Source organism: Waddliaceae bacterium, assembly GCA_018694295.1.
Taxonomy (GTDB): Bacteria; Chlamydiota; Chlamydiia; order Chlamydiales; family JABHNK01; genus JABHNK01.
On record JABHNK010000038.1, the window covers coordinates 45,263 to 60,307 of the forward strand.

Annotated in this window: 11 protein-coding genes and 1 rRNA gene; 6 read left to right on the top strand and 6 right to left on the bottom strand. The window is 44.4% G+C overall.

What is annotated here, in order from left to right; translation table 11 throughout:
* Nucleotides 1-112 precede the first annotated feature (112 nt).
* The 3 genes from HN980_04380 to HN980_04390 form a co-directional block, all read right to left on the bottom strand.
* Entirely contained in the window at nt 113-1,273 is a 1,161-nt protein-coding gene (locus HN980_04380) for a hypothetical protein (protein MBT6928713.1), read from the bottom strand.
* Between the two features lie 8 nt (nt 1,274-1,281).
* Entirely contained in the window at nt 1,282-3,192 is a 1,911-nt protein-coding gene (locus tag HN980_04385) for a hypothetical protein (protein ID MBT6928714.1), read from the bottom strand.
* A gap of 281 nt (nt 3,193-3,473) precedes the next feature.
* Nucleotides 3,474-4,370, bottom strand: a complete 897-nt coding sequence (locus tag HN980_04390; GenBank protein MBT6928715.1) for a hypothetical protein — start codon at nt 4,368-4,370, stop codon at nt 3,474-3,476.
* 356 nt (nt 4,371-4,726) lie between these two features.
* Here HN980_04390 and gmhA point away from each other — a divergent pair, with 356 nt between their 5' ends.
* From gmhA to HN980_04415, 5 genes are all read left to right on the top strand, one after another.
* Nucleotides 4,727-5,299 (top strand): D-sedoheptulose 7-phosphate isomerase, encoded by a 573-nt coding sequence (gene gmhA, locus HN980_04395; GenBank protein ID MBT6928716.1) that lies wholly within the window; start codon nt 4,727-4,729, stop codon nt 5,297-5,299.
* A 7-nt stretch (nt 5,300-5,306) separates the two neighbouring features.
* On the top strand, nt 5,307-6,443 hold the full coding sequence (lpxK, locus tag HN980_04400) for a tetraacyldisaccharide 4'-kinase (GenBank protein MBT6928717.1): 1,137 nt from the start codon (nt 5,307-5,309) through the stop codon (nt 6,441-6,443).
* A gap of 5 nt (nt 6,444-6,448) precedes the next feature.
* Nucleotides 6,449-7,678, top strand: a complete 1,230-nt coding sequence (locus HN980_04405) for a dicarboxylate/amino acid:cation symporter (GenBank protein MBT6928718.1) — start codon at nt 6,449-6,451, stop codon at nt 7,676-7,678.
* 14 nt (nt 7,679-7,692) lie between these two features.
* On the top strand, nt 7,693-8,646 hold the full coding sequence (locus HN980_04410) for a KpsF/GutQ family sugar-phosphate isomerase (protein ID MBT6928719.1): 954 nt from the start codon (nt 7,693-7,695) through the stop codon (nt 8,644-8,646).
* Nucleotides 8,647-8,753: 107 nt separating this feature from the next.
* Nucleotides 8,754-10,676 (top strand): SLC13 family permease, encoded by a 1,923-nt coding sequence (locus HN980_04415; protein ID MBT6928720.1) that lies wholly within the window; start codon nt 8,754-8,756, stop codon nt 10,674-10,676.
* Nucleotides 10,677-10,723: 47 nt separating this feature from the next.
* Here the strand turns inward: HN980_04415 and HN980_04420 are convergent, their stop codons facing one another.
* From HN980_04420 to HN980_04430, 3 genes are all read right to left on the bottom strand, one after another.
* Nucleotides 10,724-12,190 (bottom strand): NTP/NDP exchange transporter, encoded by a 1,467-nt coding sequence (locus HN980_04420; protein ID MBT6928721.1) that lies wholly within the window; start codon nt 12,188-12,190, stop codon nt 10,724-10,726.
* Nucleotides 12,191-12,707: 517 nt separating this feature from the next.
* Nucleotides 12,708-13,139, bottom strand: coding sequence for a YkgJ family cysteine cluster protein (locus HN980_04425; protein ID MBT6928722.1), 432 nt, complete (start codon nt 13,137-13,139; stop codon nt 12,708-12,710).
* Between the two features lie 2 nt (nt 13,140-13,141).
* Nucleotides 13,142-13,465 (bottom strand): hypothetical protein, encoded by a 324-nt coding sequence (locus HN980_04430; protein MBT6928723.1) that lies wholly within the window; start codon nt 13,463-13,465, stop codon nt 13,142-13,144.
* A 365-nt stretch (nt 13,466-13,830) separates the two neighbouring features.
* Here HN980_04430 and HN980_04435 point away from each other — a divergent pair.
* Nucleotides 13,831-15,045 (top strand): 16S ribosomal RNA (locus tag HN980_04435); the annotation flags it as partial.

Below are 15,045 nucleotides of genomic sequence, written 5' to 3' on the forward strand. Positions count from 1 at the left end.
ATCTGTTGATCTACATGCCTTGCCCAGCTCTAAAGAGTTGCGCTTCGGCATGTAAATCAACATCTAAATTACTAAAATGCCGCGGTAGACGAGATTAGATCACAATCATGGGTTAACTGGTATGAGATTCTGGGGTAGAAGTTTTCGACTGTCTAGTCGTTGACGGTTGTTCTAACTGCCATTCATGCAATAAATATGGTAAATCAATACCCAAAAACATTCCGCATTTCTTACTCGGTTTCGGAAGGCGCAGGGTGTGTTTTTTTTCTGAGGCTTTGTGAATAATAATGGGTGGCGTACTGTCCTTTCCGGATAAACCAATGAAAATACGCCTTACTGAGAGTGATATATTTTCAATGCTATCGGATAGCCTCGTTCTTGACGCTAGCCTCGAGAAAAAGTTGATTAGCACGATCTTTACTATAGTGAAAGACAATGCCCTGCAAGGCACCTGTATACCGATATTTTTTAGGACACTAGCTACGAAAGAAGTGCAGTTTTTATGCAGCACTTGAAATCGTGCTCCTTTGTTATATGCTTTAATAAAATCAAGGGTCTTTTTGGCCTGACATTCGCTTAAAGGGATATTTGTCACGGTTTTCTTCTCGTAGAGACGATATGCATGAGAATCAGGAGCATTAAGATATCCTTGAACACTCCGCAAAGGAAGGAATGGCTCAGGACCTCTTCTTTGGAATCCGATCCCTAAAACAGCTCCTTTTGTAAGGCCTAATTCTTTGCTGTCTTTATTACATATTATTTTTAAATAAGGGTGCTTCACTCTGAAAATCTTACCTAAAACACTTTCCCAGATAGTTTTTTCTTTTGTACATGACGAAACGACCTGGAGAATGAAGTCAACAGGAGTATTTTGTGAGGTGGCGGTGCTATACTTGCTAGCTTTTGTCTCTAATGTTTCACACTCCGATGTCGATAACTGTGCTATAGGAACGAAGATGTCTTTAAAAGGATGATGTTTGACTAGGCCGGCTCCTGTGGCGAGGTAAGAATAGACATCTTTAGATGTCCTTTCTATGATAAATTTACGGTAGTATTCGTGAGAATATTTCCAGGTGAAACGTTTTTGAAATACTTCCCATGAAATATCTATGCCTTCGACTTTTATTTTCGGGAATTTTACAGAATAATCGATGGTATCTCCGGAGAACCTCATCTGGCTGCGCAAAGAAGATTCGGATAAGAACGTCGAAAGATCTTGATGACAGTAGCAAGAAGGGCCGGGCGAGTTCTTCACTGCAGGAAAAGACGTCATGGGCATTATTATCCTATTCTGAATGCAAGCATTTTATGCTGGTAAGCCGAAATATATTGTCTAATAGTTAAATGTACCTTATCAAGAGAGATCTTTTTAGCAATTTCTTGGTTGGGTAGAGGCTTGTCTTTTATTTTTTTCGTGCGACCTGTGGTGCTATTGGTAACTTTCCTTATACCAAGCCCTGTGACGCGTATCTTATAGTCGCTTTCAATAACCTTTATGGTGTCGCGTGCGAATTCAGACGATGTAGCTATTATATTCAGCTCATGGTCTGACATGCTCTGTAAACTCTTGTATCCTATATTGCCACTGCTGACAATGACGGCGTCATCGACAACGATAACTTTTTTATGATATGTTGTTTTGCGTGGCGTGTCATCGTGTTTATTGCCGTATTCATATACCGTAATATTTTCGCGATTTCCGGGCTTGACTAATTTATAAAGCGACATATAGTTGTATCGGTTACGTTCTCCGAAAACCTTGTGGGCAGTAGGGCTATATTTTTCGTTGCCATTGGTGACAAGCACTATCTTCACACCACGATCGGCTGCTCTGGCAAGAGCTTGTAGCAAGGACTTAGGAGGATGGAAATACATATGACCAATATGAATTTTTTCTTTGGCATTATCAAGCAGATTAATTATTCTCTGAAGGAATGGGTTCTCTTTATGCTCTGGCCCTGTGGCATAACATTCTATTGAAGCAGTAGAAGGCTTTACGTCGAGGGTCGTATCATATGGTTCTTTGCCTTTCATAAAAGTAACAGCTTCAGATTTAGCCTCCTCGAATTCAGGGATTTCTGTTTGATATGATGACCATGTTTCAGGAGACTTTTTTTCGATAAGATTATGTATTAACGTTTTTTTATGAGAACGTGTATCGGAGCTTGTTGAATAATGTTGGAGTCTTTCCCATCTAAAAGCGAGTTTCATAAGCTGGTCATAAATGGCTTTACCGGCAAAGGGTAGCGAGCTATCTTCTTCTGAAAGCTCACTCTTGCCGACAAAATCCATGTCACGGAAACCACGAGGTAAAAAGCTATTCACAATACGGCTAAAACATGAAGCAGTTAACGTATTTTGACGCTGAGGAGCGGAAGCGGCTTCCTTTGGCGTAGGCTTTTGTATGTGTCCTCTGTCGCCGATTCCTTTGGCGTAAGCATATTTATCTTCGATTCCGCTGCCACCCATTATAAAATATTTGCCATAGTCGATAACAAGGGCTTTTGTATGGTTGGTAACTTTTTTTACCCATGGATTAAAAAACCACCTTACAGGGGTCTCTACTAAAGAAAAATTATCGGGGTATGCATTTTGTAAAAAGTCAATTTTTTCGTGGTTTTTTTTTGTGATAAAGTGATCCGAAGATAAGATTACCACCTTTAAGTCAGGCTTTAGTTCTAATTGTTGTTTTATAATGTCAAGAATTTCATCGAAACTTTCTCCTCCACAATAGTTTCCTGAAAGAGTGATATTATGCTGCGCATTTTCGATAAGCCTTTTCTTCCATTCGAAAGACTGCTTTGTATGAAATGTAGGGAATAGCTGACATTTAGAATTATAGCTTTTAGAAAATGCCTTTGGTCTAATTCCTATAGGGTCTGCTGATAAAATACCAATAGTGCTATATATCGCCCTACGTTTTATAACAGAAGTCACAGCAGTAGAAGCTAATAGCGTCAAAGATGTTGCTAAAGCCGACATTATCCATATACCAGATATAGGAACTATAACAGGGGTTAATGTTAAGGCAGCAGTGGAAATCGTCGACCCTAGCAAAAGAGAAAGAGCAATTTTATGAACCGTTTTAGAGAGCTTTATGTGATTCTTTGTGCCCTCGCAACAATGTTCTCCAAAAGCCGGAGAATGTATATTAAAAGTATTTCGTGTAGTAGGAACAATATTTTCTGTCATAATTATATTATATAAATGGTTGATTGTAAGTTTATTATAAAGCTTTTCTTGAAAAAGTGCAAGTAGTTTTTTTATAAAGATCACACTCAAAGCATTTTTCAATAAAATATAATGCCTATTCCACCTTAAAAATGCATCCCAATCTTTTTGTGCAGAACATTGTGCTCAACCTTGATAACACATAAATAAAGCGAGAGTGGTGCGTAACGACAGTAAAATAAGATAAAGATAGAGTTAAGGAAGCGTAAGCTATTCTTTAAAGAGTGATGGTCGAGGTGGATTCACACCCCATAGAACGTGATAAGCTGCGTTGCCTTTTTCTGGCTCTTGCCCCTTAGTATCTCATAGATTTGCAGGCCTTTTGCCGTCATACCCTCTTGAAAATACAAAATCCCCAGTTTATAGAGGATTTCGGGGTCTTCGGGCATAAGTTTCAAAATAATCTCATACTGTTCTATCTCTTTCTCGGGCATCCTAAGGTCGTGGTAGCTGTATGCCAGCTGCGAATGCACCCAAGGATCATTGGGGGCATAGTCATTAAGTATAGTAAACTCTTCGATGGCTTTCTGTGCCGTAGACTCGAATTTCTCCTTCATAGACGCCGACATGCGTTGCGGTGGGATCCATTTGTCTTCGTCGTAGCCTTCGACGGTGCGCGGGTTGATATATAGTCCCGAAAGCATGACGTATGCATTGGCGAGGGCAGCATGAAGCTCGAGGTTCGTTGGCTCGGTCTTTATCACACTGATATGTTCTTCGATGGCGAAGGACAGCATAAGCTCTCTCATAGAGAGGACGTCGTGCCAATGCCACCAGCAGCTGAACATCTCCATAGTATCTGCTGCGACGTCTAGCCATTTCGGTGGGATATAATAGTTGTATTGTCGCATGTTTAGACTCTCGGCGAGCTTCACGGCAGCATGGGCCAGAGCAATATGATGTTCGGGAAGGCCTTCCTGGTATTTTATAAAATCCTTACAGGCGTCGAGGTATTTTTCGCGGAGATCGAGTAGCTGCTCGGGCTTCTTTGTGGAGATATATAGCTTCATAATAAAATATGCGAAGACGGTAAGGAAAAGTACGGCGAGGCTTACGGCAAGCATCGAAGACCTGCTTAGCGTCGTCATAAATCCTAAGAAAAAGATGCCCTCCATGGCAATGAGGACGATGAACGCCATCGAAATCAACGCGTAAGTCTTAACAATATGGCCGAAGCGATGCTGCGCCGTATCACAAAGAGTACGCACCTGGTCGGTATACGCCTTCTTGTTGAAATGTAGCGTCTCTTCGTCTTCGTGGACATGGTCCCAATATGTTAATGTCATCAAATACTCCTATTTCATTTATCAGTTATCATTGAGTATTGGTCATTTTTTCAGTTATCATTGATCATTGATCATTGATAATTGATAATTGTCTTTATCATATTGATAGTCAGCTCTCTTAGCAACAAATATTTTTACAATTGAAATTTTTGTCTGAAAGGGGTATCATCGCTTGAAAGCATGAACGCAAACAGGGGAGACGCATTATTATGAAAGAGGCTATATCAGTTGCTGTCAACGACAGCGCACGCGCCGTTGAACAGCTCAATACCGAAGAATCACTTACTTTTATCGCAAAGACGGCGGAAATGATCGCCGAAGCATTCAACAAAGGAAATAAAGTTATCGTCGCCGGCAATGGCGGAAGCTTATGCGATGCGATGCATTTCGCCGAAGAGCTTACTGGAAGATTCCGAGGGGATCGCATGGCGCTTCCAGCTATAGCCCTTGCCGATTCGTCACATATAACATGTGTAGCTAATGACTTTGGCTTCGACAGCATCTTCTCTCGCGGCGTCGAAGCATATGGTAAGCCAGGCGATATCTTCGTAGGACTTTCGACGAGCGGAAACTCTCCTAATATCATCAAAGCTTTCGATGCAGCGAAAGAACGCGAACTCATCACGGTATCGTTCCTAGGAAAAGACGGCGGAAAGCTTAAAGGCTTCGCCGATGCAGAGCTTATGATCTCAGGATTCAAGACTTCCGACCGCGTGCAAGAGGCGCATATGACCGCAATTCATATCATCATAGAGATGGTCGAAAAGATACTCTTCGGATAAAACCACTATGAAAAAGAAAAGCGGCGGAATAGTTTGGGCCGACATCGTCGGGAAAAAGCGCTATGGCATCATAGGAGCTATAGCACGCATGCTTTTGTTTCCACTAGGGAAACTATACGCCACCGTAGCAATACTACGTAATATCATGTATGACAAAGGCGTCTTCGCCGTAAAAAGCGCAGACATCACCGTCGTCAGCGTAGGAAATATCGTCGTCGGCGGTACAGGGAAAACCCCGGTGACACTACTCCTCGCTAAGGCGCTTAAAGATCATAACATCGCAATAGTATCACGTGGATATAAATCTCCTGCAGAGAAGGCTTCAGCGCCACAGGTGCTGAGCTACGGCGATGGACCGCAATATTCTGCTAGGCAGTGTGGCGATGAGGCATACCTCCTCGCAAAAAACGCCGACAATGCCATCGTCGTCGTAGGGAAAGACCGACATCGTGCCGCAAAAATGGCAGCGAAAGCCGGCGCCGACGTCGTAATCCTCGATGACGGCATGCAATACCGCCGCCTCGCCCGTGATGTCGAGGTCGTCGTTATGGATGGTAATGACCTCTTCGGGAAGGGACACTGCATACCACGAGGATTCCTAAGAGAGCCGCTGTGGGGACTAGAACGTGCCGACGTCATCGTCGTAAATAACATCGTCGACGAGAGGCATTACAACGACGCCTATAAAGCACTGCACCGTTATACCGTAGCACCTATTATAGGCGTAACGCCACGACACGCTGGAGTATATGCCCTCGATGGCGAAAGGATAGAAGATATAAAAGGTAAGAAAGTAGGGATTTTCTGCGGTATCGCTAAACCAGAGTATTTCCGACGACAAGTAGAGCTTCAGGGCGCTGATGTCGTAGACGAACTCTTCGTTACCGATCACGTAGCCATTGACATAAAGGCGATAATACGCTTTGCTGAAGAGTGTAAAAATAAAGGCTGTGACCTTGTGCTATGTACCGAGAAAGACAGCGTTAAGATGCCGAAAAGCATACCTTCGCCGCTGCAAATAGCGCTGATGCGTATAGAGCTCGACGTCGTCGCAGGAAAAGAAGAATGGCAGCATAGCATAGAAAATATTGCAAAAAAAATCGTAGCACGGCAGCAATGTCGTGAGACAACGAAAGAGAGCTAAAAAGTATGAAACTATGGGTTAAAATCGTTATCGGCATGTTCGTCGGTGTCGTCGCTGGAGCTTTCCTGGGACCACATGGCGAAATATTCAAGCCCGTAGGGACGATGTTTCTGAACCTGATAAATATGCTCGTGATGCTTCTAGTTTTCGCCTCGATGACTGTAGGGATAACGTCAATCCACGACCCCAAAAAGCTGGGAAGGATAGGATTCAAAACACTAGGGCTGTATTTCTTGACGACGACGATAGCGATAATCATAGGGCTTATCTTCGTAAAAACAATGCGCCCAGGTGCCGATATAGGACTAAAAAGCATAAGCACTACGACGCTAGGGGAACTTCCAAGCATCACCGCCATGATACTGAATATGGTGCCAAGCAACCCAATACGCGCCCTCGCTGAAGGACAGGTGCTGCAGGTTATCGTCTTCGCAATATTCCTCGGCATAGCAATAAACGCCGCAGGAAGTAGAGCACGGCCGTTGCTTAAAGTCCTCGAAGCCCTCGCTGAAGTTATGTATAAACTCACAGACATCGTAATGAAATTCGCGCCATATGGAGTGTGCGCTACGATGGCATGGGTGGCAGGGGCCTTTGGACTCGAAATTTTATTGCCTCTAGGGAAATTCCTCACCTGCAACTTCATAGCGTGTGTGTTCCATATATTATTAGTATATTGCGGGATGCTCTTCATAGCAAAACTTAACCCGCTACATTTTTTCAAAGGCATGGGAGATGCTATAGCCTTCGCATTCTCGACGAGTAGCAGCACCGCCTCACTGCCAATAACAATGCATTGCGTACAGGAAAACCTTGGCGTCTCGAAGAAACTCTCGAACTTTATACTGCCACTAGGCGCTACCGTTAATATGAACGGAGCAGCAATAGCACAGGCAGTGTCGGCACTGTTCATAGCACAGGCCTACGGAATAGAACTATCTATGGCATCACAGCTCTCGATAATAGTGACAGCAACACTGTCAGCAGTAGGCGCCGCAGGGATACCAGGGACGGGATTCATCATGCTGTCGGTAGTGCTTACTGCAGCAGGGCTTCCTCTCGAAGGCCTGGCACTAATCGCCGGCGTCGATAGACTGAGAGAGATGGTGTCGACAGTAGTAAACGTCCTCGGTGACGCCGTCGTCGCCGTCGTCGTAGCAAAAAATGAGGGAGAACTCGACGAAGATCAATACCGCCACACAGAACGCGTCGCATTAGAAGAAAGCGACTTATAATATAGGAAACAACGATGCTCAAAGAACTTTTCAAAAAACAACAGCAATATATCAACGCTTTTTTTGACAAACTCGACCACAAAAAAGCTCACGAAATCTTCGATGCATTCCTCGCATGCAAAGGGACGATATTCTTCGCAGGAGTAGGGAAAAGCGGATTCATCGCAAATAAAATCGCTACGACAATGACGTCGACAGGGACAAAAGCATTATGCCTGTCACCAACAGATGCTCTACATGGTGATATCGGTATAGTCAAAGAGGAAGACGTCTTTGTCCTCATCAGCAAAAGCGGCGAGACCGAAGAGCTTCTAAACCTCGTGCCATATATCCGCAACAAAGGCGCCTATGTTATTGCCTTCGTTTCACGGGAGAACAGCCGCCTCGAAAAAGCATGCGACAAAAGCATATACCTCCCCCTAGAAAAAGAGCTATGCCCCTTCGATCTCGTCCCCGCAACGTCAGCAGCAATACAGCTAATCTTCGGCGATGTCCTCGCCGTAGCACTAATGCACGCCAAAAACTTCAGCCTAGACGAATACGCAAGAAATCACCCTCTAGGAAGGATAGGGAAGCGTATTACGATGAGAGTACGCGATCTTATGCTTCACGGCGATAAAATACCAATATGCTCGCCAGAAGATAAGCTCTTCGACGTCCTCGTAGAACTCTCTAACAAACAATGCGGATGCGTTGTCGTTACCAAAGAAGAAAAAATTTGCGGTATCTTCACCGACGGAGACCTTAGACGTTCACTACAAGAAAAAGGTGGAGACGTCCTAAACGTCCCCATGAAAGATCTTATGATGGAAAACCCCCGAAGCATAGAAGCCGGCAAACTCGCCGCAGAAGCCATGCACGTTATGGAAGACGACCAAAAACACCCCATAATGGTCCTGCCCGTCACCGAGGGAGACAAACTCGTCGGAGTCATCAAAATGCACGACATCGTACAGTCAGGACTGTAATCATTGAGCATTGAACATTGATCATTGATCATTGCTTAAAACTCCCAGCTTGTAAAATAGAAAAATTTCTTGTATATCTTGTTTTTTATTAATATCGGTAACTTCATATGTTCAGCAAGATATCATTATTCTTTGTCGTAATAGCACTGTTGTGCTGTTTCACAGGGAGCGCCTTCGCAGAAGAATCCACAGATCTCAGCAATGACAAGTACGTCGAAGCCGTCGCTACGATGAAAGACTACAGCGAAACGCTAGGATGGCACGGATGGCTTACCATTCTTGTCCTCGTCGCTACCATCGCCGTGCTCGTCAGCGAGAAGCTACCGCCTGATATCGTCATGCTTATGGGGTCGGGAGTGCTGCTCTTCGGAGGGATATTGACCCCGACAGAGTTCCTCACAGGTTTCTCCAAAGATGTGATCTTCACCCTCGCTATGCTGTTTATCATAGCAAGAGCCCTAGATACCCATGGTGTCATCAGCTACCTCGCTAATAAGATGTTTACGAAATCAAAAAGTTATGCAAAGCAACTATTCTCTCTTATGGCACCGCTAAGTGTAGGGTCGGCATTCCTAAATAATACCCCCATAGTACTTATGCTGACGCCCGTCGTGAGGAAATGGGCCCTCGACAAAAAAAAATACCCCTCGCAGTTCCTTATACCTTTGTCGTATGCAGCGATATTGGGAGGATCGTGTACTCTGATAGGAACGTCTAGTAACCTCGTCGTCGATGGACTCCTCCGCGCCGAAAACCCCGCGGCAGGATTCGGATTCTTCGAGCTCGCAAAGATCGGTATACCTTGTGTAATCGTAGGAATTATATATATGATGACCTTTGGCAGGAGGCTCCTACCAAAACGCCGCGACCCTACAAAAAATATCGCACAAGAGGTGAAAAACTTCACTGGAGAGTTCAGCGTTACGAAAACATGCCCATTGATAGCAATGACGATAGCAGCGGCAAGCCCACAATATTTCTCTGGAGAGCTCCTCATCGAGATAGAACGTGATGGTGATATCATAGCATCTCCGGGCGCCGATGAAGTAATCCATGATGGAGATAGGCTCGTCTTCGCCGGAGAGATTTGCGACATCGCAAAACTCCACAGCATAGAAGGCCTGAACTCTCTTGTAGATCCACACTTCACCCTAGATATATCGTCGTCACATTTCTCCGAAGTCGTTATCTCAAACACCTCGTCGTGGATAGGAAAAACGCTACGAAAGGTACGGTTCAGAACATATTATGGTGGGTCAGTCTTAGCAATATATCGCGAAGGAAAAAGGGTCGTAGGTACCGTTAGAGGGACGAAACTTCGCGCCGGAGATGTCCTCATTATGCTCTCAAATAAACCATGGCCACAGGATTTCGACTATAACAACGACTTTTTCTACATAAGACATACAGAGAAATTGCCGCTCAGAGTATCACGACGGGCATGGTGGGTGTTCGGAGTCCTCGTCGCCATGATAATGGCAGCGACGTCAGGCGTTCCTATGTTCTTCGCAAGTATATGCGCCGTGGTAGCACTTACAGCGACAAAAAGTATCGCCATCCATGAGATACGTAAAAGCATAAAGTGGAGCGTACTAATACTTATAGGGTCGGCATTCGCCTTCGGAACAGCACTAGCGAAGACAGGAGTAGCATACCATATCGCAAAAGGTATATTACCAATAGTACACGGAAATCAATATGCCCTCATCGCCGCAATCTTCTTCATCACAATGTTTATCACAGAGCTTATCACAAACAACGCCGCAGCATTGCTATTGTTCCCCATAGCGATACAACTGGCACGGCAGGCAGGGTTCGACAGCATAGAAGCAATGAAGGCCGTAGGAGTCACCGTAGCGCTGGCATCGTCGTATTCGTTCTGCACGCCAATAGGATACCAGACAAATACAATAATATATGGCCCAGGAGGATATAAATTCTTCGACTACACAAAAGCAGGGATAACACTAAGCATCGCCGTCTACATCCTAGCCGTAACACTAATACCACAACTGTGGCCACTACATTGATCAATTATCAATGACCAGTTATCAGTGATTTTACTATTCGCTATTAATTACGCTGTTTTGCCTTCAATGTCACGTCCTAGCCTCTTCGTCGATGATAAAAATGACGGTATTATCGCTATCATAAGAATGCCTACGATATACGGCGCACTAGCCGATAATGTGCCGAAAACCATAAGAAATCCCTGGGATAACAGAGCACCGCCAGACTTCCCAAAACGTGACCCTATGCCGTCAATGGCAGACTTACCATGGCGACGCTCTTCAGAAGTAAGAGATACAAAAGCTATCTCCTTAGTAGCATCAAAAAGAGTGTATTTCGACGCGCGCATCAAGACATTCTGCAACGACCCCATAAAGACAACCAACACTAAAGGCGCAGTAATACCTATAGCAAAAGAATCGCGTAAAAGAAGCAACGGAAGGAAAATAACGCTAGTCCATAGTAAAATCCTAGGCGTTATCATCGCAACAAACGTCCAGCCAAGACGACGGAAAATGCCGCTCATAGATAACGAGAGCGCGACAGAAACAATGCCTATCCACATCGTCACCTGGTTGATATATGCATTGTAGTCGCGAGGCTCTGGATGTAGAACCCTGATCTGATTCTTCCAAAGAACCTCGAGGAGGTTGTTTGTAACATTATAACATAACACCAACATAGTGATATATAGCAGGGCCCTAGACTTCATGATACACGCAAAGTTTTTCTTCAAAGACATCTTTACCTTGTGCGATGGCGTTAAACCCTTGCAGGTATAAGGCGAGACAGTATAAAGACGACGAAATAACGCCACAATAATAACGCCACAAACAATAGACATAAAGATGAGGATTATCAACGATTGCTCCCAAAGATCGCCGCCAATAATAAGGCTCTTGATGTTGTGAGAGACGTAATACGAGATAGGGCCAGAGAAAATACCAGAACAATTTCCGCTCAACAAAATAAGAGGGTAAAACCTCGGAGCCTCGCCAATAGCCGTGCTGTCGTTGATGAAACGCCAGAAAAATAACGATAACACCATAACACCCCACATCTCGGAGACGATATAAAATAACGAAAACGACCAATACCGTATCATCATAATAAAACCACCAAAACCACGAGGAAGAATGCCCTCTAAAAAAGAAGCAAAACTATGTAGATGTAAAGCATCACGATTGGGATATAAAACGAAAATAAAAAGAAGAAGAAATGATACAAAACAAGAAATAATAATAGCACCAACAGACTCATAACGATAACGATTGAAAAGCTTGTTGAAAGAAAAGGTGCAAATCACAGCAGCAGGTAATACCGCCCATACCTTCAAAAAGGGGATGACCTCAGCACCAGAAAACTCAGCAGTAATAATTAGTGTGTCTTTGATGTCACGGAGAATGTGATAGGCAAAAGCCGCAAAAAAGTATATCCCAAGCATAGGAAGAAGCTTGCGATACTCCCCGCGCTCTATAGGCCATAAAATCTTGCGTAATCGTGAGAAAAATCCAGGACTAGAATCGTCGGTCATGAAGCACTCCTTCTATATTGTATTGTAACTACAAAAAAAAAAGAGCCCCGAACTACACGGAACCGTTTTGTTGCTTTTTAAACCCGTGATTGTGACCTATCTTTTCTTTAGCGCCATAGAGTTAGGTAAGATGGCTTAGTGCACGACAAGCGGATAGTTGTAACTATTCGCGAGGAGTAAAATGAGCCAGATTGCCTGACACTATGGATGCTATAGGAAATAGGTCTTTTTTCTTTTTTAAAAGCTCAGCTACTTAAAAACAAGCATCTTAAGCCTCGCCATTCCTTATTGTTTTTATTTACTTTTATTATCCTTATCTTGCTTCACCATATCTCTTTTTGCATCAGCACATCTACTTTGCTTCTATCCTCGCGAATGTTTTAACATTCGCTCGTCTTTCATCTTCGTATCTGTACCACTGCAAAAATTCTATGGTAAAGGATAGGCCGCAATCAAGGGTTAAAGGCTATAGAATACTATAAAATATATTTCTTTGCAACCTTTATCAGTCTGAAGCTTAAAGTTTTTTGATGTTGTCGACCTGGCGACGTAACCCCTCATCAATAACAGAACGCGATACGCAAGGAGCAGAGTCATTGATGCCCTCACAACTCTTGGACTCCTCACACCACGACTCCCTAGAAGTAAGAATCCTCGGCCACCACGGATATGTCGAACACTGCACAGGACGTGCCTCATAGATAGTACACTTGCCGCCCTCAAGAAAAACACAGTCATAGGTCTTGGGGTCCTCGAGAAGAGAGCACCTGCCATTGACAATGCGAATATAACGCTTAATGCACTCTTCAGCAGAAATGTCAAAGAAAAGTGCTATCGATGCTATCTCCTCAGGAGTAACCCATACATAACCGGGACAGCCAGAGCAACAATCACCACAACCTGTACACTCGAAATTCAAACCTTCCTTATACCAAGGGCCTTGAGGCATAATCACTCCTTAAAAAAATCGTTAAATGATGAAGGATCTTTCAATGACACACCATCACCAAAAAGATCAGTAGCAACATCATCAATATTAGCACTATCCGAAGGCCCAGCACCACACAAAACAAAATATTCGCAAAAATTGCTGCCCTCCCTGTCAATAACAGGATCAGTATCGGGAATTACACAGTCGTTCGGAAGGCCGATACGGTAATGATTACAGTTAATGCATACGTGCTGCCAACTGCCACAACCATCACATTGCAACCGAAAACCTACCTTGCCATCAGGAATTTCACCAAAATCAATACCACATTTCCAACACAACATATATCAATACCACCTTAATAGTATCACTATAACAACCAGAGATAAAAGAAGCTAGAAAATTCACGACAGAAAACTTTTTTGCAAAAAAAGAAAAAAGGTGTTGTGGTAATTGTAGCAATTGGTGTATCGTTTACACTTTCTTGATAACGATTAAAGCGTAAAGAGAAAAGAACACCGAAAGCCACTGAGCTTCGGAGCGGATATTTTGACAGCGAGAAAGAGATGATATACAAACCTGTGTCAAAAGACACAACGTAGCACACACCTTTAAACAGTGAGTGCTACTTTAGAGCTTGTGCGACTTCGAGGACTTCGGTCTTCGGAGCCGCGTTATAAATATATATAAGATAAGAGATTATTTTTTCACTGAGAATTTGATCTTGGTTCAGATTGAACGCTGACGGCGTGGATGAGGCATGCAAGTCGAACGGAATACCTTCATGAAGCGGGCTTGCTCGTGGATTGGTGGTATTGAGTGGCGAAAGGGTTAGTAATACATGGGCAATCTGCCTCTAACTTGGGAATAACGGCTGGAAACGGACGCTAATACCCGATGTGGTGAGCAGTAGGCATCTACTGCATATTAAAGCGGGGGACCTTCGGGCCTCGCGGTTGGAGAGGAGCCCATGCGATATCAGCTTGTTGGTGAGGTAATGGCTCACCAAGGCTAAGACGTCTAGGCGGATTGAGAGGTTGACCGCCAACACTGGGACTGAGACACTGCCCAGACTCCTACGGGAGGCTGCAGTCGAGAATCATTCGCAATGGGCGAAAGCCTGACGATGCGACGCCGTGTGAACGAAGAAGGCCTTTGGGTTGTAAAGTTCTTTCGTTTGGGAATAAGCAATGCGGATCAATACTCCGCAAAGCTGAAGGTACCAGAAAAAGAAGCACCGGCTAACTCCGTGCCAGCAGCTGCGGTAATACGGAGGGTGCAAGCGTTAATCGGATTTATTGGGCGTAAAGGGGGCGTAGGCGGGAACGCAAGTCTGTTGTGAAATCCCAGGGCTCAACCCTGGAACTGCATCAGAAACTGTGTTTCTTGAGGATAGACGGAGAAAACAGAATTTCACATGTAGCGGTGAAATGCGTAGATATGTGAAGGAATACCGGTGGCGAAGGCGGTTTTCTAGTTTATTCCTGACGCTGAGGCCCGAAGGCTAGGGGAGCAAACAGGATTAGATACCCTGGTAGTCCTAGCAGTAAACGATGTATACTTGGTGTAGCTGGCTTCAATCCCAGCTTTGCCGTAGCTAACGCGATAAGTATACCGCCTGGGGAGTACGCTCGCAAGGGTGAAACTCAAAAGAATTGACGGGGACCCGCACAAGCAGTGGAGCATGTGGTTTAATTCGATGCAACGCGAAGAACCTTACCCAGACTTGACATGTAGTGGACGGTACCAGAAATGGTACTTCTCGTATGAGCCGCTACACAGGTGCTGCATGGCTGTCGTCAGCTCGTGCCGTGAGGTGTTGGGTTAAGTCCCGCAACGAGCGCAACCCTTATCGTTAGTTGCCAACACGTAATGGTGGGAACTCTAACGAGACTGCCTAGGTTAACTAGGAGGAAGGTGAGGA

Coding starts and splice junctions, on each gene's coding strand:
- HN980_04380 (MBT6928713.1), bottom strand. CDS start 1,273: ATGACGTCTTTTCCTGCAGTGAAGAACTCGCCCGGCCCTTCTTGCTAC.
- HN980_04430 (MBT6928723.1), bottom strand. CDS start 13,465: ATGTTGTGTTGGAAATGTGGTATTGATTTTGGTGAAATTCCTGATGGC.
- HN980_04420 (MBT6928721.1), bottom strand. CDS start 12,190: ATGACCGACGATTCTAGTCCTGGATTTTTCTCACGATTACGCAAGATT.
- HN980_04385 (MBT6928714.1), bottom strand. CDS start 3,192: ATGACAGAAAATATTGTTCCTACTACACGAAATACTTTTAATATACAT.
- HN980_04405 (MBT6928718.1), top strand. CDS start 6,449: ATGAAACTATGGGTTAAAATCGTTATCGGCATGTTCGTCGGTGTCGTC.
- HN980_04390 (MBT6928715.1), bottom strand. CDS start 4,370: ATGGCGTTCATCGTCCTCATTGCCATGGAGGGCATCTTTTTCTTAGGA.
- HN980_04415 (MBT6928720.1), top strand. CDS start 8,754: ATGTTCAGCAAGATATCATTATTCTTTGTCGTAATAGCACTGTTGTGC.
- lpxK (MBT6928717.1), top strand. CDS start 5,307: ATGAAAAAGAAAAGCGGCGGAATAGTTTGGGCCGACATCGTCGGGAAA.
- HN980_04410 (MBT6928719.1), top strand. CDS start 7,693: ATGCTCAAAGAACTTTTCAAAAAACAACAGCAATATATCAACGCTTTT.
- gmhA (MBT6928716.1), top strand. CDS start 4,727: ATGAAAGAGGCTATATCAGTTGCTGTCAACGACAGCGCACGCGCCGTT.
- HN980_04425 (MBT6928722.1), bottom strand. CDS start 13,139: ATGCCTCAAGGCCCTTGGTATAAGGAAGGTTTGAATTTCGAGTGTACA.